The sequence below is a fragment of the Rhodococcus sp. KB6 genome, from assembly GCF_001445685.1.
GTDB classification, from domain to species: Bacteria; Actinomycetota; Actinomycetes; order Mycobacteriales; family Mycobacteriaceae; genus Rhodococcus_F; species Rhodococcus_F qingshengii.
Window position 1 is genome coordinate 61,349 of sequence record NZ_LNAK01000102.1, and the last position, 16,832, is coordinate 78,180.

At 62.1% G+C, this 16,832-nt stretch carries 20 protein-coding genes; 9 read left to right on the top strand and 11 right to left on the bottom strand.

From position 1 onward, the window contains the following. Nucleotides 1–56 precede the first annotated feature (56 nt). Both mftR and mftM read left to right on the top strand, forming a co-directional pair. The gene (gene mftR, locus ASU23_RS13855) at nt 57–656 is read left to right on the top strand and encodes a mycofactocin system transcriptional regulator (RefSeq protein ID WP_058038122.1); all 600 of its coding nucleotides are present in this window, start codon (nt 57–59) and stop codon (nt 654–656) included. Between the two features lie 29 nt (nt 657–685). Then, nucleotides 686–1,519, top strand: a complete 834-nt coding sequence (mftM, locus tag ASU23_RS13860) for a mycofactocin oligosaccharide methyltransferase MftM (protein WP_058038123.1) — start codon at nt 686–688, stop codon at nt 1,517–1,519. 6 nt (nt 1,520–1,525) lie between these two features. Here the strand turns inward: mftM and ASU23_RS13865 are convergent, their stop codons facing one another. After that, nucleotides 1,526–1,729: a DUF4287 domain-containing protein gene (locus ASU23_RS13865; protein ID WP_007728313.1), complete on the bottom strand. Its 204-nt coding sequence runs from the start codon at nt 1,727–1,729 to the stop codon at nt 1,526–1,528. Between the two features lie 141 nt (nt 1,730–1,870). On the opposite strand from ASU23_RS13865, the gene ASU23_RS13870 reads away from it, so the two are divergent. Beyond that, nucleotides 1,871–2,083: a molybdopterin-binding protein gene (locus ASU23_RS13870; RefSeq protein ID WP_003942061.1), complete on the top strand. Its 213-nt coding sequence runs from the start codon at nt 1,871–1,873 to the stop codon at nt 2,081–2,083. 16 nt (nt 2,084–2,099) lie between these two features. Here the strand turns inward: ASU23_RS13870 and ASU23_RS13875 are convergent, their stop codons facing one another. Beyond that, the gene (locus tag ASU23_RS13875; RefSeq protein ID WP_058038124.1) at nt 2,100–2,525 is read right to left on the bottom strand and encodes a DUF6314 family protein; all 426 of its coding nucleotides are present in this window, start codon (nt 2,523–2,525) and stop codon (nt 2,100–2,102) included. Between the two features lie 110 nt (nt 2,526–2,635). On the opposite strand from ASU23_RS13875, the gene ASU23_RS13880 reads away from it, so the two are divergent. Both ASU23_RS13880 and ASU23_RS13885 read left to right on the top strand, forming a co-directional pair. After that, nucleotides 2,636–3,112 (top strand): MaoC/PaaZ C-terminal domain-containing protein, encoded by a 477-nt coding sequence (locus tag ASU23_RS13880; RefSeq protein WP_007728315.1) that lies wholly within the window; start codon nt 2,636–2,638, stop codon nt 3,110–3,112. Nucleotides 3,113–3,345: 233 nt separating this feature from the next. After that, entirely contained in the window at nt 3,346–4,134 is a 789-nt protein-coding gene (locus tag ASU23_RS13885; RefSeq protein WP_042920993.1) for a thioesterase family protein, read from the top strand. 12 nt (nt 4,135–4,146) lie between these two features. Here the strand turns inward: ASU23_RS13885 and ASU23_RS13890 are convergent, their stop codons facing one another. Continuing rightward, a complete protein-coding gene (locus tag ASU23_RS13890; protein WP_058038125.1) occupies nt 4,147–5,817 on the bottom strand; it encodes an ABC transporter permease in 1,671 nt (556 codons plus the stop codon). After that, complete coding sequence (locus tag ASU23_RS13895; protein ID WP_003942009.1) at nt 5,814–6,749, bottom strand: ABC transporter ATP-binding protein; 936 nt, start codon at nt 6,747–6,749, stop codon at nt 5,814–5,816. Before ASU23_RS13895 ends, ASU23_RS13890 begins: the two co-directional genes overlap by 4 nt. 68 nt (nt 6,750–6,817) lie before the next feature. On the opposite strand from ASU23_RS13895, the gene ASU23_RS13900 reads away from it, so the two are divergent. Beyond that, complete coding sequence (locus tag ASU23_RS13900; RefSeq protein WP_047268922.1) at nt 6,818–7,312, top strand: GbsR/MarR family transcriptional regulator; 495 nt, start codon at nt 6,818–6,820, stop codon at nt 7,310–7,312. A gap of 83 nt (nt 7,313–7,395) precedes the next feature. After that, nucleotides 7,396–7,935 carry a hypothetical protein gene (locus tag ASU23_RS13905; protein WP_007728324.1) on the top strand — a complete coding sequence of 180 codons (540 nt, stop codon included), beginning with the start codon at nt 7,396–7,398 and terminating at the stop codon, nt 7,933–7,935. Here the strand turns inward: ASU23_RS13905 and ASU23_RS13910 are convergent. From ASU23_RS13910 to ASU23_RS13920, 3 genes are read right to left on the bottom strand one after another with little or no spacing between them, the layout of a single operon-like run. After that, entirely contained in the window at nt 7,932–8,615 is a 684-nt protein-coding gene (locus ASU23_RS13910) for a response regulator transcription factor (RefSeq protein ID WP_003942005.1), read from the bottom strand. The genes ASU23_RS13905 and ASU23_RS13910 overlap by 4 nt on opposite strands. Continuing rightward, the gene (locus ASU23_RS13915; protein ID WP_003941844.1) at nt 8,612–9,985 is read right to left on the bottom strand and encodes a GAF domain-containing sensor histidine kinase; all 1,374 of its coding nucleotides are present in this window, start codon (nt 9,983–9,985) and stop codon (nt 8,612–8,614) included. The genes ASU23_RS13910 and ASU23_RS13915 overlap by 4 nt, the downstream gene beginning before the upstream one ends. Nucleotides 9,986–10,028: 43 nt before the next feature. After that, complete coding sequence (locus tag ASU23_RS13920; protein ID WP_003942060.1) at nt 10,029–11,234, bottom strand: iron-containing alcohol dehydrogenase; 1,206 nt, start codon at nt 11,232–11,234, stop codon at nt 10,029–10,031. Nucleotides 11,235–11,669: 435 nt separating this feature from the next. On the opposite strand from ASU23_RS13920, the gene ASU23_RS13925 reads away from it, so the two are divergent. Both ASU23_RS13925 and ASU23_RS13930 read left to right on the top strand, forming a co-directional pair. Beyond that, nucleotides 11,670–12,032: an RNHCP domain-containing protein gene (locus ASU23_RS13925; protein WP_003941922.1), complete on the top strand. Its 363-nt coding sequence runs from the start codon at nt 11,670–11,672 to the stop codon at nt 12,030–12,032. Between the two features lie 11 nt (nt 12,033–12,043). Next, nucleotides 12,044–12,463 (top strand): RNHCP domain-containing protein, encoded by a 420-nt coding sequence (locus ASU23_RS13930; protein ID WP_058038126.1) that lies wholly within the window; start codon nt 12,044–12,046, stop codon nt 12,461–12,463. Here ASU23_RS13930 and ASU23_RS13935 read toward each other — a convergent pair. From ASU23_RS13935 to mdo, 4 genes are all read right to left on the bottom strand, one after another. Further along, on the bottom strand, nt 12,452–12,799 hold the full coding sequence (locus tag ASU23_RS13935; protein ID WP_047268921.1) for a hypothetical protein: 348 nt from the start codon (nt 12,797–12,799) through the stop codon (nt 12,452–12,454). The genes ASU23_RS13930 and ASU23_RS13935 overlap by 12 nt on opposite strands. 56 nt (nt 12,800–12,855) lie before the next feature. Beyond that, nucleotides 12,856–14,379, bottom strand: coding sequence for a VWA domain-containing protein (locus tag ASU23_RS13940; RefSeq protein ID WP_058038127.1), 1,524 nt, complete (start codon nt 14,377–14,379; stop codon nt 12,856–12,858). Continuing rightward, nucleotides 14,376–15,458, bottom strand: coding sequence for a MoxR family ATPase (locus ASU23_RS13945; RefSeq protein WP_058038128.1), 1,083 nt, complete (start codon nt 15,456–15,458; stop codon nt 14,376–14,378). The genes ASU23_RS13940 and ASU23_RS13945 overlap by 4 nt, the downstream gene beginning before the upstream one ends. An 86-nt stretch (nt 15,459–15,544) precedes the next feature. After that, nucleotides 15,545–16,819, bottom strand: coding sequence for an NDMA-dependent methanol dehydrogenase (gene mdo / locus ASU23_RS13950; protein WP_003942095.1), 1,275 nt, complete (start codon nt 16,817–16,819; stop codon nt 15,545–15,547). Nucleotides 16,820–16,832: the final 13 nt, after the last annotated feature.

Here is a 16,832-nt window from a genome sequence, read left to right on the forward strand (position 1 = left end):
GGTTCACCACTGTAATGGCATCGAGTGCAGAATGACACACATGGAGCGAAAAAAGTATGCGTAGCCGCAAGAAACCGTCCGCTCGGATAGGTCGTCGCCCCTCCACAACGAAGGAGGGAATCAGCACGATCGGGATCGAACTGTTCTCGACAGTCGGCTTCAACGAGGTGAGCGTCGACCAGATAGCCGATGCCGCCGGCATCGCGCGTCGGACCTTCTTTCGCTACTTCCCGTCCAAGAACGCCGTCCCCTGGGGAGACTTCGACGGACATCTCGACGAGATGCGCGAGCACCTGGATTCACTGCCCGCTGATATTCCGTTGGTCGACGCACTCGAATCCGCATTGTTGACGTTCAACACCTTCCCACCGGAAGAGACTGCGGTACATCGCAAACGGATGGAATTGATCCTCGAAGTTCCGACGCTTCAGGCATACTCTGTGGTGATGTACGAAGGTTGGCGGCAGGTGGTCGCCGACTACGTCGCACGCCGAATGAATCTCGAGCCGACCGATCACGGCCCACGCACGGTCGGCTATCTTCTGCTCGGGGTCGCGATGTCGGCGTACGAGCAGTGGCTCACCGACGATTCACTCGAGCTAGCGGAACTCTTGAAAACAGGTACGCAGTCCCTGCGGACCGGTATCAGCACCTGAGAAAGCATCACCACCTGAGAAAGGCGATCATGTCCACCATCACGAACGAACCCGTCCTGGATTCCCTGGCGCCGTCGACGCCGGGCTTGTGGTCGTTCGGGCATGTCACCGTCGAACGCGTCGAGTCCGGTCCGATCTCGCTCGATCGCCGAGGCGGTCGCCTCCACGTCAGGCACTCCCTCACTCCCGCCGATCTGAGTGAGCGACTCGTCGCCGGAGTCACCTCGTCGATCCAGGACGCGGAGTTCGGTCAGGACGAATTCGAGTTGACGATGGTCGGCCTGGTTCGCTCCACCGTGGACGGCGCTCTCGAATCCTGGACCACCTACTACCGGAACTCCCTTGCCGAACTACTGGACGGCACTGCAGATTTCGCGCCGATTCACGACAAAGCCGAAGAGCTGGTCCGCGGTTCCGTGCTCGATCTGGGTTCCTGCTTCGGTTTCCTGCCCCTGCGGCTCGCGCGCGCCGGAATGGACGTGACCGCCACGGACATCCTGCCCGGAACGATGATCCTGCTCGACGCGGTTGCCCCCGAACTCGGCATCACGATCGACACGGTGATCTGCGACGCGGGTGAAGTACCGGCACCGGACAACAGCGCCGACACCGTCACCGCGATTCATCTCCTCGAACACGTCGACGACGCAGTCGGCGAGGCCGTGATCGCGCAAGCACTCCGGATCGCGCGTCAACGGGTCGTCATTGCAGTCCCCTTCGAAGACGAAGCCACCGCGTGCCACGGCCACATCCGCACTTTCGATCTCGAGTCACTGCGTGCGGTCGGCCGGCAGAGCCGTGTGCCGTTCGAGGTATTCGAGCATCACGGCGGCTGGTTGGTGCTGGACGCATCGGCCGCCTGAAAAGAACTAGCCTTCTTTCAGTGTATGGGCGACAAGCGCATTCGCGTGCCCATGACCCATACCGTGCTCCGACTTCAACCAGTTGACCAATTCCATGTGCTTCGTGAGGTCTGAGCTTCTGATCAGCTCTTGCCATTCACCGATCGGCCGACCGTACTTCTTCTCGATCGACGGAAAATACGACGCCGGGCCTTTCACGGGTTCAGTCATGACCGGAATCTACCTCCACCGCCCGACAATATTCGCGCACCGGCGGCGCCCGCATGTCCGCACCTGCGGAATCGCTGGGTAGACACGCGACCATCGCATTATGGTCGAAGAACACCCACCCGAGAGCACAGGAGTTCAGCGATGCGACTGTCCACACGAAATCAACTCACCGGCACCATCACCGAGGTCAACCTCGGCACCGTCATGGCGACGGTCAAGGTGAAGTTGGACGGCGGGAATCAGATTGTGACCTCGTCGATCACCCGCGATGCCGCACTGGATCTCGATCTTGAACCAGGCCAAGCCGCAACGGTATTCGTGAAGTCCACCGAGGTGACGATCGGCGTCGAGTAACTGGCGAGCGATGTGATCAGGGCCGGGTGAGATGCGTGGTCATCGTGTAGTCCTTGCTCGGCCCCGTCACGGTCCAGACGACAGTCCAGGTCGATCGATCTCCGGCAGTGACGTCGATTCGCCCGCGGTAGGTATCCGCACCGCACAGGTGCTCGACTTCCTCCCCCGGCGCCCAGTCGTGGAACTCTCTGCCGTCTTCGAATGTCACGGCCCACTCGAGGCCGCGCTCGGCAATGAACAGAGTTCGGAACACGGGTAATTCCAGGTCGCCGTCACGCAGCGTGCCGCTCTCGTACCAGCGCATCAGACCGTCACCGGCGTCGGAGATAGTGGTCTCGCCGAATACATGCTTGGTGGAACCGGAAAGGCGGTCGACGATGTCCCGCTCGAAGTGCCACTTTCCTACCAGCGCCCTCGGCTCGATTTTCGCGTCGTCGACCATGTCGCGATTCTAGTGACCCTGCATTGCCCGACGACACCGGAGACCGACTCGAACACACTGCGAGAGTATGTTCCGAGTACACCCGGAACACGCAGGAGATTTTCACAACCATGAACGATTCGGCCGCCCTTCACAAACGCGCAGTGTTCGCCGAGGATCTCGAGATCGGCCAAGTGATCCCATTGGGTTCGTATTCGGTGACCGAAGAGGAAATCGTCGAGTTCGCAACTCAGTGGGATCCCCAGTGGTTTCACGTCGACAAGGAAGCCGCCGAGTCCGGCGTCTTCGGCGGGTTGATCGCCAGCGGGCTGCACACCCTGTCGATCTGCCAGAAGTTGGTGGTCGCCAGTCTCTACGACCAGTGGAACGTGATCGCCGGGAAAACCATGCGCGACGTGAGCTTCCTCCGTCCACTTCGCCCCGGTGACACCCTGAGCGGAAAGGTCACCGTCGACAACGTCGTGTTCGACAATCGCGCGCGAGGATTGGTGACCATCACAGCGAAATTGGTCGATGCACACGGCAATCGCGTTCTCGACGTGGTCACTGACGCCTACCTGCACTGCCGCTCGACTCGCGGACAGTGAATTATCGGTAAATTTCGCACCACACTGTCCGAATTGCCGTACTTTCAGTGACGTTGCGACGCAACAATACCCATCCCTGCAATCAGGAGTTCCTCACACATGAGCAGCCTCGGCGAGATCAATCCTCTCGGCATTCTTCAGATCCTCATCTACATGCTCTTCGGTGGGTCGTCCAGCACTCCCGAATAGACCCTAGCTTGCCATAGCCATAGTCAGCATCTAGGGTGCTGACTATGGCAATTACTAGTCAGGCATCAGTAGCGGCCGCGCCGTCGACCGACGCAGCGCGTCATCACACCGAATTCGACTCCAGTTGGCGGAGTTTCGACGGCATCCAGGGCGGACTCGCAATTGCACGGATGCTGCGAGTGGCGGCCGACGCGTCCGGAGCCGAACCGCTGGCAGTCACGGCGCACCTGGACCGCCCCGTTCCTCCTGGGCCGGCCGAGTTGACTGTCGGCGAGATGCGGGGCGGGCGGACCGTCAGTTGCCACGTCACGCTGACCGGTTCGGGATCCGCTCTCGTTCGGTTGGCCCGCGACATAGGAGCTACAACAATGTCCGCCCCTGTCGCCGAACCGGCTCCGGCCGACCCGTCAACCCTGCCGCCGCTGGAGATCCCGGTGGATTTTGTGCCGTTCGCCCAGCACCTCGACATCCGGCCGATCAATTCCGCGAGGCCGTTCGCCGGTGGCGACTCCCCTGAATTCGACGTCTGGATCCGCCTGCTCACAGACCTCGATTTCACGGCCCAAGAGCGCGCCGCGGTCCTTCTCGACGCGCTTCCGCCCGGACTGTTCGCGACACTGACGATGCCCGTGGCCATACCGACCATCGAGTTCACCGCGCATTTCACCCCGGAGCACCTCACGGCAGATCCCCGAACGCTGTCACCGTGGTATCGCCTACGCCACGGGACTGCCTGGGCGACGGACACTCTCTGTGTTGACGAATCCGAACTATTCGACTCGACCGGACGACTTGCTGCTCGGGCTCGCCAGCTTCGTCGAATTCTGAGTTGAGTTTCAGCTCTCCTACACCTGGAGGTCGCGACGACGGAACGCAACAAGCGATGCTGTCGAAAGCACCACTGCCACAACGATCATTGCCAGCAGTGGCAGAACTGTCACTGGCTCGGCAGGGGCACCCGGCACGTGAGTGTAGGGCGACAGATCCAGCACTACCTGCGGAAGCTTCAGCAACGTGCCGAGTTGCCCGAGCACGATGCATGCCGCCAAGATTCCCCAGGAGAGCGCCGACGCGTACGTCGGAAACAGTCCGAAAGCCAACGACACCAACCCCACGACTACGAGCACCGCAGGCAGATAGGCCAACGCGGCGCCAGTCATACGAAGTGTGTTGCCGCCGATGTCGTCCGTGACGAGCCCGAAGGCAAAACCGGTGAAGGCACCCATCAAGACGTGCGCGAGGATCACGCCGCCCACAACCACACCCAGGTGGGAAAGCATCCACCTCCACCGAGACAAGGACGTTGCCAGCAACGGTTCGAGCCGTCCCGATGTTTCCTCGCCCCGCATCCGGAGAAGACTCTGGACCGAATACGCCGCGATGACTATCGACGTGAGCCCCAGAGCAGTGGCCAAGTAGGAATCCACCAGATCCGATCCGCCGCCGCCAAGTTTCTCGAACATCTCCGCGGTCTGCTGCGACGATCCCACCATCGCGTCGATCTCGTTGCCCACAGCGCCGTACGCGAACCCGAGTATGACAACGGCAAAGATCCACCAGAACATCGTCATTCGCTGCATGCGCCACGCCAGGCCCCAGGCCGACGGTAGCCACGATGCCGCGACTGGCGGGCCGGGTCGGGGCTGAACGAGTCCCGCTCCCTGATCGCGATGGCCGATGAGAACAAAAGCCACCACCACGTGCACAGCCGCGAATCCGATCAGCAACAACAGGATCCACCAGGCGTCGTCGTCGAAAGGTCTGATCTGTTGTGCCCATCCGATCGGCGAGAGCCACGACAACCAACCGCTCACAACGCGAGTTCCGTCGTCGACGACCGTACTGTTCACGTCGCCGATCGCGCGCAGCATGAACGCAACGCCGATCGCGGCACCCGCCAGGCCGTTGGCCGTACGAGCACCGTCGGTGATCTGCGCCGTCACGGCTGCCACTCCGGCAAACGCGATTCCGGTCCCACCTATCGAGGCGCCCAACGCGAACGAACCGACGACAGGCAAACCGACGGCGATCGATCCCAGTGCAATTCCCAGTGCAAGAACGACGTTCGCACCGACCGTTACGATCAGTGCGGAGGTCAGGAGCGCTCGTCTACCTACCACCGCTGCACCGATCATCTCGGCTCGGCCGGTCTCCTCGTTCTGTCGCGTATGGCGAACCACCGCGAGGGTGCTCATCAATGCGGCCACCAACGCGAACACGAGCACCGACTGACTGGCGACTATCGCGCCCTGCGAATCACCGGACACGATCCCGTTGGTCGCCAGCGCGACCGGCGATACCGCGGAACTGACTGCGATGTTTCGTAATTCCTCGGATGTCGAGTACAGCCCGGTCACACTGGCGACAACCAGCAGCATGAACAAGACGATGGAGATAACCCACACGGAGAGCTGAATTCGGTCCCGCCGCAAAGCCAGCCGAACCAGTCGGCGTGTGCCGGTGAATTGACTTGCCGAGGCCGGTACCGGTGAAGCGGCCTCGACAACAACGGTCACGGCCGTACTCCGGTCTCGGCTCGCAGGTGTACCGAAGTCTCCCTGGCCCGTTCGTCACCGTAATGCCGCAAGAAAAGTTCTTCGAGAGTCGGCGGAGTGGAAGTGAGCGCCACGATTCCGAATCCGACCAAGTACGTCATGAGTGGTCCGAGTTGCGCGCTGTCGACTTCGCAGGTGACGTGGTTACCGTCGATCACCGCGTCGTGGACACCGCCGAGTCCGTCGAGTCCACCGATCGGACGCTGCGTCTCCGCCGCGACGGACGTGCGCGTGAGATGCCTGAGTTCGGACAGTGTTCCCTCTTCCACCGTCCGCCCGTCGCGGATGATGCTCACGCGATCGCACAGCGCTTCGACCTCGGCGAGGATATGGCTCGACAGCAGTACCGTCTTTCCGGCGTGAGCCACCTCCTCGACGCAGTCCTGGAATACCGCCTCCATCAACGGGTCGAGCCCCGATGTGGGTTCGTCGAGGACGTAAAGGTCGACGTCGGACGAGAACGCGGCCACGAGTGCAACCTTCTGCCGGTTACCTTTCGAGTACGTGCGCGCCTTCTTGGTCGGGTCCAATTCGAAGCGATCGAGCAACTCGCTGCGGCGTTTTCGGTCCAGGCCACCGCGCAGGCCCGCCAACAGATCGATAGCCTCACCGCCGGTGAGGTTGGGCCACAGATTCACGTCGCCAGGCACATAGGCGAGACGTCGATGCAAAGTGACAGCGTCTCGCCACGGATCGCCGCCGAGAACGGTTGCGTCTCCGGAGTCCGAGCGGAGCAGGCCGAGGAGCACCCGAATAGTGGTGGACTTTCCGGAACCGTTCGGCCCCAGGAATCCGTGCACTTCACCCGTCGAGACGTCGAGGTCGAGGCCGTCCAGCGCGCGGGTGGTACCGAAGGTCTTGACGAGGCTTTTCACTGAAATTGCCGCACCCATGAATTTGACCGTACGCCGATTTCACAAATGTGTGAAGATAGAAAAGACGGAAAGATCGAAGGGTTCCGATGACCGACACCAGCCACACCGTTGCACCGGACGAGAGCCGACACTATGTCGAGCGACTCTCACTCGTACTGAGCAACATGGGTTTTCCGCCGATGCCCGCCCGCGTCTGGGCCGCGTTGATGACCAGCGAGGCACCCTCGTCCACGCCAGGAGATCTCGGATCTCGGTTGGGAGTGAGCCCCGCCGCCATTTCCGGAGCCGTCAGATACCTCCAGCAAGTCGGATTGATCGAGCGTGTGGCCGTCCCCGGATCGCGGCGTCAGCACTACTGCGTCAGCGTCGACATGTGGGCCGACGCGTTTGTCACGAAACAGTCCTCGCTCTACCAGGTCTCGGCAGTTGCGGACGAGGGCATACGAGTCCTCGGTGAAGGAACAACAGCCGGCGATCGAATGGCAGATCTGCGCGACTTCTTCGACTTCATGGCCGCGGAAATGCCGCGAATGCTCGCGGACTGGCGCTCCCGGCGAAAAGACCGGACACCTGGCAGGTAACTTCAGGTTTACCCGCAATTTCGGCGGGGTACCTCAATTCTCGTTCCAGCATGGTCAGGTGCGGTGTAATCGAGGAGTTGCTGATGAAGCTGTCGATCAGGGGCGCGAACACTTCACCGACTCCACCCTTCGCGCGTACCGCTTCACCCGAAACCTGTGAACGATCGATTTCCCTGAATCGCACCGCCGCCGAGGCATTCGCCGGTGATCACCATGCATTGTCGAAACTACTGGCCCGGTTGCACCCTCGCGTCGTTCTCTACTATCGCGCCAGACTCCTCGGGACGCCCGTCGCGACGTTCGCCGACGATCTCGCCCACCAATGCACCCTGGACGTCGTCACACGAATGTCCGACACGATCTCGGCCGACACACGCATCGAGACCTTCGCGTACGAGTTGGCCTCTCGACGAATTGCGTCAATTCCCCAGTCACGCAACATCGACGGACAATTCAAACGCCCGCGCCGCCTGACCGACGACCAACGTGAGGTTCTGGTACTACGAATCGCAGTGGGTCTGACTGCCGAGATGACCGCATCGACTCTGCGCACAACTCGTTCGAGCGTGCTCCTCCTACAGCATCAAGCGCTGCGCGCCTGGACGGTCTCCGAGCAGAGCTAGATCAGACCTTGCTTACTCGCGGCGTAGACGGCCTCTGCTCGACGGCTCACCTCGAGTTTGCGCATGATGTTGCTGACGTGAAACTTGACGGTGGTCGGTGAGATGAACAATCTCTCACCGATTTTGATGTTGGACAAGCCGTTTGCGAGGAGTCTGAGCACTTCGAGTTCGCGATCGGTCAATCGTTCTTTCGACGACGACTGCCCGTTGAGCGATCGCACGACAGCTGACGCGCTGCGCGAATCGAACGCACTCTCACCCCGCGAGACCGCCCTGATCGCACGCACCAATTCGGTGGTGTCGACGTCTTTGACGACATAGCCGCGAGCACCCGCGTGCACCGCTCGCACCACCAGTTGATCGTCGAGAAACGTGGTGAGAACCAACAGTCCGAGGCCGGGATGCGCCGAGGACAGCTGGCCACACAGGGTCAGTCCCTCGTAGTCGGAACTGGCGGAGAGTTTGAGATCCATCAGGACGATGTCCGGGCCGACCTTGTCGACCACGGCGAGTGCCTCGGCGAGGGACGAAGCCTCCCCCACGATCTCGAGATCGCTTTCGCGCTCGAGAACCGAGCGGAGCCCTTGCCGCAGAATTGCATGGTCGTCGACCAGGACGATTCGAACCAATCCCTGAACCGGCGATGCTCCGCGGGTGATGACGGGACGCGCAGTGGTCATGATTCCTCGCTCTCGATTTCAGTGGTGGAGCAAAGGTTTTCCATGCCCGAGTCGAACGGCAGTGGTAGTCGCACGAGAATCTGAATCCCACCGATCCGCGCGCGCCGTACTTCGAGCGCACCACCCAACTCGAGTGTTCGCGCCTGCATGTTCGCGAGACCGCGATGGCGGCCGTCGACGTCGTTGGTGGCTGCGAGTTTGAGGATCAGACGCATTCGCGCAGGGTCGCCGTCACCGTCGTCGGAGACCGACAGCAACACGGAGTCCGCCCGATAGGTCAGACGAAGCACCGCCCGATTCGCGTGAGCATGGACCGCTGCATTGAAGAGAGCTTCCCCCGCGATCCGGAGAAGAGCGTGTTCGGCATCGCCCGGAAGTTCGGTCGGGGTACCGCCGACGCGAACGCTCACCGCCAACTCGTCCGGCATGTGAACCACGCCGAGTTGCTCGAGCATCTCGGGCAACGACGTCCGGTCCGCGTCCGACGAATGATTGAGCGCATAGATCGCCGAACGAAGCTGCTCGACCGCCCTCCTGGTCAAATCCTTTGCCAAGTCCAGTCTTTCACTGCGTTCAGCCTCCGGGATGTCGCTCCGGCAGACCTCGATCTGCATGCCCGCCGACAACACCGCCTGTGTCACACTGTCGTGCAGTTCGCGGGCGATCCGGTGACGTTCGTCGTCGACCACTTGGTGCCGGTGCGCCACTCCGAGTTGACGCTGAGTGGACTCCAATTCGCTGTTGCGCACCGCAAGGTCGGCTGCAGTACGATTGGCCTCCGCATACGCATCTTCGGCACGCTCGAGCAGTAGTTGTCCGCGCTGATAGAGCGCCGAATTCTGCAGAGCCACAGCAGTCTGGCTGGCCAGAATGCTGAGCACGGCTCCGTCCGTCGTGTCGAGTGTCCGGTTAGCCGGCGTCCAGGCTGCAAAGGCACCTACCACGCCGCCACCGAGCACGATCGGCACAAACGCGTAGTGCGCGTCGATCACCGAGTTGGATTCGATTCTTCCGTACCGGATGTCGTCGAGGCATTCGACGACATCCTCCGGAAGTGGCGGCCCCTCGACGTTGTCGACCAGAAAAGGGGTGGCGTCCGGGCCGAGAACCAGTCGCCGTGGTCCGGCGTCGGGCAAAGTTCCGTCAGCCAAGGCGAAGACAATCCAGTTGGCACTCAGATGCGCACGGGCAGCTTCCGCGACCGCGCAGACGAGGGTTTCCGGCCCCTCGACGGTGCGCACCAAAGCCCGCGAGATCAACTCCAAGGCATGCACGACGCGTTCGAGGCGCTCGGCCGCACCGCGATACTGCGGGTAGAACGAACTCTTACCCGATCGTAATCCGGTGAGCCGGGACAGGTCCGCGGTCATCGTCTGCACCGCTTCACCCTGCACCGCATCACGATGTCCCTCTTCACAACGCACCTCTGAACAACGCCACCATCTGCTCCTGCGTCGCTTCCCTGGGATTGGTGGACATGCAGGCGTCGAGCAACGCGAAGCTGGCGAGCCTACTCAGGTCTTCCTCGCGAACACCCAACTCCCCCAGCCCCTTCGGCACACCGACCTCCCGTGCGAGACGCTCGACCCGGTCGGCCACTGCCAGCGCTGCTTCCTCCGGGGTGCCGCGCTGCTCGGGAAGACTCAGTGCCGCAGCGATGGCGACAAAGGGGGCGGCGTCCGTGGTGGAATTGAACCGGATGACGTGGGGCAAGAGAATTCCGTTGATGACGCCGTGCGGAAGGTCGAGCATGCCGCCCACCTGATGGCTCATGGCGTGCGCGGCTCCGAGTATCGCGTTGGTGAACGCCAACCCGGCCTCGAGGCTCGCCTGCGCCATCACCGATCGAGCTTCCATCTCCATCGGGTCCTGGATCGTGTGCACCAGATTCTCGGTCACGAGGCCGACAGCGCGGAGCGCGTGATGATCGGTCAACGGATTGTGCGCCAGTGAGACGAAGGCTTCGATTCCGTGCGTCAGTGCGTCCAATCCTGTTGCCGCATTGAGCCACTCGGGCATCGTCGTGAGCAACCGCGGATCGATGACCGTCACATCTGGAACCAGCGCCCGGCCGATGATGGTGATCTTGGTGCCGCGGGTCGTGTCCGTGACGATGCAGAACTGCGACACGTCCGCGCCCGTGCCGGACGTGGTGGGAACCATCACCAACGGCGGGATCGGTTTGGTCGCCTGATCTACCCCCTCGTAGTCGAGTATGTTGCCACCGTTGGCAGCGAGGACGGCTACACCCTTAGCCGCGTCGATGACGGAACCGCCTCCGAGCGCGATGATGACGTCACACTCGCCTTCCTGGTACACCTCGAAACCGGCCGCGATCTCGAAGTCCTTGGGATTGGGCGTCAGCCCTGACCACACCGTCGCGGTCAATCCCTGCTCCGTGAGATGGTCTTCGAGTTCGCTGACCCATCCCGCGTCGATCAGACCGGGATCGGTGACCAGGAATGGTCGGAACCCGCCGAACCTCAGAGTCGCGTGTGCTGCCTCGACCAGGGAACCGATACCGAAGACGATCTCGGGGGCGTGAAATTTGACCAGTCGAGCAGCAGTGCCGCGGCGATGAACACCGTGGTTCACAGCATCCGGGTATGCCACGGACACGACCCCACTCTCCTCTCGCTGCTCTGAGATCTCCGGTCGGGATTTCGCATCCGTCGCTCTCAGCGCATCAACTCCCACGTGCACAAACTGGTGTGATCCACCTTACAATCGCTGGCCCCGAGCCTACGCGGACAGCAGTCGGGGCACACCCACCGAAGGAGAGGCGCTTACCTACCCGTTCGGGCAGGTAACGCGTCTCGGGAAAATGAATGGCGCGGCGAGAAGGTCCCGCTGTACTTTCGGTTGCGGCCAGAGTGGCCCGTAGAACCGATTCAGAAGGTGTTTATGACCCAGCCCGCGCCGAGCGCGCCTCTCGCCCCTGCACTGCCGGCAACCTCGAGGGTCACATGCTGATCCTCGAAACGTCGGACTGACAGCCGCGAGGCCCCCTCGGCCTGCTCCTACTGCTTTGTTCACTCAGCTAGGAGTTCTCCAGTGCCTCAATCACACAATTCCATCTCGAAAACCGACACCTTCTCGTGCATTCAGTGCGGACTCACAGTCATGACGTACGGCCCCGATGGTGATCGCCGAAACCACTGCCCCAGTTGCCTGCATTCCCGACACCTGTTCGACCAGGTGGAAGGTGGACCGTCGGACTGCGGAATGCGGATGGCTCCCATTTCGATCGCAGTACTGCGCAGTGGCGATTGGATGATCATCCACCGCTGCGCACAGTGCCTCGAGCTCACCTCCAACCCCGTCAGCCGAGACGACAACCAGTTGTTGTTGATGAGAATGGCAGTGCGGCCGCTCGCGCAACCGCCCTTCCCGCTCGAAGCCTTCGGCGACTTGTGAGGGGGAATCAGATGCCACGTAGGAATCCCAGCACCCGCGCGCGGCGGGCACCGCAACGGGCCAAGCACGTGCTGCACGGAATCGGCGGAGAACAAGGATCGAGCTTCCGTTGTCTCACATGCCGTTTGGACATCTCCACTGCGGCGCCGGGTACCGCTCATCGGAACCACTGCCCGAACTGTCTGGCCAGCCGCCACGTGGACGGTCGCGTTCCGGGCGACCGAGCACAACAGTGCCGAGGTGCCATGGCGGCGCTGTGCCTGTCGGTCCGTCAAGACGGTGAATGGATGCTCGTTCATCAGTGTATCGAGTGCAATACGTTGAAAGTCAACAGGATTGCCGGCGACGACAACGTCTTGGTCCTGCTGCGCTTGGCGCTACGTCCGTTGGCAGACCCTCGCCTGCGCTCGCGCGCGTTGCTAGCGCTCTGATGATTCGTCCGGTGCAATCGTGCGGTTCTGCGCACGATTACACCGGACGAACACCACGAACACGATCCCGGCGAGCAAGCCCACCGCCGTCGGTCCGAGGACCAGTCCCGAGTACAGCCACGGGGCAGGTTCTGCCGGAAAGAGGTCCATGAATCCGGGTCCGGTGTATGTCGGTTCGGAAAACGGCTCCCGATAGGATCCTCCGGTGAGAATGTGCGGTGACGCCAACGACTTCCACCACCACTGAAACACGCCGAGCGCCACAACCCCACACACGGCGCCGAGCACTGTCAGCGCCGCGATCGGTCGCCAGATCGATCCCCTGATTTCGGACATGAGATCAAACTAGTTCACGACAGATCGCGCAGTGACATCGGTGAAGTGCACTGACATCAGCGAAGTGCGTGCCCCAGCTCGGCGGCCTTTGCCATCAGTTGCGCGGCATCTCGGGCAACAACAACCTCGTCGCAGATCTCCGAATACTCCGGCATCGCGCACGATGCCTGGTTCCAGTAACGCTGTGGTTCAGGCGTAATCCAGGCCAGACGGTGGACCTTTCGGCGGAGTTCCTCGAGCTTGTCCGCCTGCGGGGGCAACCCGTTGCACCGACCGTCGCCCACGATGATGACAGACGTCCGTGAGTTCAAGGTGTTTCCGTGCTCGTCCAACAATTCTGTGAGCACCCGCCCGTAATCGCTGCTGGCTTCCAGATCCAGACCCGGGTGCGCGAGTACCGCGGCCAGTGCGCCGTCACCACTACTGGCGAGAAGGGTGTCGGTCACGTCGACCGGACGATCGACGAAGGCGAGGACTTCACAACGATCTGCTCGGCGATGCATTGCCTGAGCCAAGCGCAGAGTGAACGCGGTGATGGGGCGCACGGACAGCGACACGTCGGCGATGAGAAGTAGTCGAACACGATCGGGGCGAGGAGCTTTCACGACCAGATGGAAGGGTATCCCGTCGGTGCGCAGGCTCGAACGCACCGTGCGCCGCATGTCGAGATGCCCACGAGAGCGCTCACGGGGCCGAGGTCTGGACGGTCCTCTCATCCGCCGAAGCACTTCGTGGCACGCGAGTTCGATGTCGTTGTGCGTTGCGCCCGCGGCAGATTCACTGTCGGGCGCATCGGGAGCGGTTTCGGCGAGTGCAGCGGCCGAGAGTGCTTGCACGAACGCTTCGACCGCCTCGACGAGCCGGTTCAGTTGCGCCTGCGTCAGCGGCCCGTCGTCGGAGACGTCCGCATACGCTTTGCTCGGGTCGTAGGCATCCAACCAGGCGAGGATCGACGTCGGATCGTCCCAGGACAACGAGCCGACCACTGCTGCAGCAACACTGGTGCTCAGGTCACCGACCACCGCCGATGCTGCACGGTCCACGTCGACCGTGTAACTGACTCCGCGTCGACCGGTCTCCGAACCGGTATCGACCGACAGTTCGGCATCGCTCGACGTCATCGACACATCGTCGTCGTCCTTGTGCGGGTTGAACCCCTTCTCCGCTTCCGGAGTGTCGAAGTAGTCGCCGACCTCGGCTGCACGCTCGTTGTACTCGGCATACCGACCAACTTCTTGATCCTCGTCGATCCCCAGCGCGGTGGGCAGACCGTCCGCCACCTCGGCGCGCGAAGCCATCCGCTCGGCGTGCGCTTTGCCTGCGGCCGGCCGGAACAGCGCGTCGAACGCCCGATCGAAACCGGCCTGCTCGTGAGAGTACTTGGCGCACACTGCCCGAAGACATGCTCGCAACGTCTCACGATCCGAAGCGCCGACCATCGCGAGAACACGCCGAACCTCGATGACCTCGGCCGGTGACGCGGAAACTCCGGCCGCCCTCAGCAATCGGCCGAAACTCGCGGACACCACGTCGAGAACAAACGACGGTTGCCACACGGCAAGGCCACCGAGCGTCGTCATCGCGTCGAACGGATTCCGCTGCCGCCGCGGATTCCCTGTTGATGAGGGTCACGTCCACCCGTGCCCCGGAACACGGCCGTCGTCGTGTTGGCGGGTTTGCCTGCCACCGTGGACCGCTCGATCGGCTCGCCGCCGTCACGCGACGGTGCTTCGAGACGCTTTCCGTCGAATCGTTCCTTGGCCAGCGTCACATCGGACGAGTACTTGAGCAACGCCGTGAGCAGGATGTCGCGCACCTTGGCGTCGGAGGCGGTGTCGAATCCGCCGGCCGCGAGCACTGTTGCCGCCCTGGCCGCGTCGATGACCTCCGAGATGGACGGACTCTTGCGCAGCGGGAGGTCACGCAGGATGCGAGCCAATTCGACGACCTCGGTGGCCGTAGCCGAATCCACCTCCGGCGCTCGGGCCGTGACGATCTCGCGTTCACGCTCCGACGTCGGATAGCCGAGATGGTAATGCAGACAACGACGCTTGAGTGCGGGTGAGAGCTCGCGGGTGTCGTTGGACGTCAGGATGACCCAGGGCTGCGAGCGGGCAACGAACGTACCGACCTCGGGAATGGTGATCTGCTGTTCGGCGAGAATTTCGAGGAGCAGTGCTTCCATCGATTCCTCGGTGCGGTCCACCTCGTCGACCAGAAGTACTACCGGATCGGGTGAGAGGATTGCTTCGAGCAGCGGTCGTACGGACAGGAAGTTCTCGGAGTACAAACCGAAATCCTGATCGGCCAGAAACTTGGACGCTTCGGCGACGCTGTCGAATTCGGAAACCTGATCGCTGATCCGGTCGCGGAGCATCTGCACGTGCAGGAGTTGCTTCGCGTAGTCCCATTCGTACAGGGCGCGATTGTCGTCCAGCCCTTCGTAGCACTGCAATCGCACCAGTTTGCGGCCCCCGATCGCAGCCAGAGACTTCGCCAGTTCCGTCTTGCCGACACCGGCCGGACCTTCGAGCAGGAGCGGACGCCCCAGCGCCGTCGCCAGATGAACGACTACCGCGAACTCGTCATCGGCAATGTAGTCCTGCTCTCGCAGAGCATCTTTCACTTCGATTCCGCTGGAGAAACTGCGACCGGACATGGAACACCTTTCGATAGGGGCACAGCCCATGTGCGCCTTTTCGGTAGTGCGGGCTACCAAAAAGGCGCACGGGGCCGAAGGCCCTGCTAGAAGTACGACTTGTTGATCGCGTGATCGACAACCGGGATCATCGACTCCACGGTGACCTCACGGGGATTGCCCGGGGTGCACCAGTCGTCCTGAATGTGCTCGGAGATGGCGCGCACAGTCTTCTCGTCACCCTTGATGACATCACCACGGCCCTCGTACTTCTTGGTGTTCATCTGGTTCTTCGCGTACGAGTCGGTGCGAACCTGACCGAAGTTGTCGGGGATACCGACGTCCTTGGCCAGACGGATGGCAGCCTCGACGGCAGCATCTGCGGCCTGAACCGTGGTGAGGTTGCGAGTGTCGACACCGAGTGCGCCGGCCAACTGGGCGTAGCGCTCGTAGCGCGAAGGCAGGTTGTACTCCCACACACGCGGCAACGCGATTGCGTTGTTCAGACCGTGGTGGCTGTCGAAGAAGGCACTGACCGCGTGCGAGATCGAGTGAACGATGCCGAGGCCACCGGAGTTGAAGGCCTGCCCGGCAATGTACTGCGCGTTCATCATTCCCTCGCGGGCCTTGAGGTTGCGCGGCTCGAAGACGGCCTCGCGCAGGTTCTTCGCGACCAACTCGACCGAGTAGATCGCGTTACCGAGCGAAGGCGCGAAATCGAGACGAGACACGAAAGGCTCACTGCCGTGCGCGAGTACGTCGAAGCCGCAGTACGCGGTGAAATGCTGAGGGCAGGTGTAGTAGAGCAGCGGATCGTCGATCGCCAGGGTGACGATGGTCGCCTCGTCGAAGCCCACCCACTTGTGCGGGTTGTTCATGTCCGACGTGTCGGTGATGACGTACGCCCACGACGTCTCGGAACCCGTTCCGGCCGTGGTGGATACGGCGATATGGGGCGGGTTCTCCTTGTTGGTGGACTTGGCGAAGCCCTCGAACTCGTTGATGTTGCGACCGTCGTGTGCGATCACGACGCGAGCGCCCTTGGCGGCGTCGTGGCTCGAACCACCGCCGATCGAGATGATCGAGTCGCACTTCTCCTTCTGGTAGAGAGCCGCGGCCTCCATGACGTTGTAGTCCTTGGGATTCGACTCGACCTTGTCGTAGAGCACGACCTCGACACCCTGGTACTCGATCTTGCCGACGAGTTCCTCGATGATGCCCGAACCGCGCAGACCGGTCGTCATCAGAAGGGTGCGCTTGAAGCCGAGGTTCTTGGCCTCCACCCCGATGATGTCGTGAGCGCCCACACCCATCAGGGCGCGAGGGAAGGGGTGGAACTCCTTGATGGGAAAGTCCCAGATCTGGTTGAGCTCGATAGCCATCGGTATCTCCTCA

Bases quoted from the DNA above. Each gene is read 5' to 3' on its own strand.
- mftR (WP_058038122.1), top strand. From the start codon at position 57: ATGCGTAGCCGCAAGAAACCGTCCGCTCGGATAGGTCGTCGCCCCTCC.
- mftM (WP_058038123.1), top strand. From the start codon at position 686: ATGTCCACCATCACGAACGAACCCGTCCTGGATTCCCTGGCGCCGTCG.
- ASU23_RS13865 (WP_007728313.1), bottom strand. From the start codon at position 1,729: ATGACTGAACCCGTGAAAGGCCCGGCGTCGTATTTTCCGTCGATCGAG.
- ASU23_RS13870 (WP_003942061.1), top strand. From the start codon at position 1,871: ATGCGACTGTCCACACGAAATCAACTCACCGGCACCATCACCGAGGTC.
- ASU23_RS13875 (WP_058038124.1), bottom strand. From the start codon at position 2,525: ATGGTCGACGACGCGAAAATCGAGCCGAGGGCGCTGGTAGGAAAGTGG.
- ASU23_RS13880 (WP_007728315.1), top strand. From the start codon at position 2,636: ATGAACGATTCGGCCGCCCTTCACAAACGCGCAGTGTTCGCCGAGGAT.
- ASU23_RS13885 (WP_042920993.1), top strand. From the start codon at position 3,346: ATGGCAATTACTAGTCAGGCATCAGTAGCGGCCGCGCCGTCGACCGAC.
- ASU23_RS13895 (WP_003942009.1), bottom strand. From the start codon at position 6,749: ATGGGTGCGGCAATTTCAGTGAAAAGCCTCGTCAAGACCTTCGGTACC.
- ASU23_RS13900 (WP_047268922.1), top strand. From the start codon at position 6,818: ATGACCGACACCAGCCACACCGTTGCACCGGACGAGAGCCGACACTAT.
- ASU23_RS13905 (WP_007728324.1), top strand. From the start codon at position 7,396: ATGAAGCTGTCGATCAGGGGCGCGAACACTTCACCGACTCCACCCTTC.
- ASU23_RS13910 (WP_003942005.1), bottom strand. From the start codon at position 8,615: ATGACCACTGCGCGTCCCGTCATCACCCGCGGAGCATCGCCGGTTCAG.
- ASU23_RS13915 (WP_003941844.1), bottom strand. From the start codon at position 9,985: ATGACCGCGGACCTGTCCCGGCTCACCGGATTACGATCGGGTAAGAGT.
- ASU23_RS13930 (WP_058038126.1), top strand. From the start codon at position 12,044: ATGCCACGTAGGAATCCCAGCACCCGCGCGCGGCGGGCACCGCAACGG.
- ASU23_RS13935 (WP_047268921.1), bottom strand. From the start codon at position 12,799: ATGTCCGAAATCAGGGGATCGATCTGGCGACCGATCGCGGCGCTGACA.
- ASU23_RS13940 (WP_058038127.1), bottom strand. From the start codon at position 14,379: ATGACGACGCTCGGTGGCCTTGCCGTGTGGCAACCGTCGTTTGTTCTC.
- ASU23_RS13945 (WP_058038128.1), bottom strand. From the start codon at position 15,458: ATGTCCGGTCGCAGTTTCTCCAGCGGAATCGAAGTGAAAGATGCTCTG.
- mdo (WP_003942095.1), bottom strand. From the start codon at position 16,819: ATGGCTATCGAGCTCAACCAGATCTGGGACTTTCCCATCAAGGAGTTC.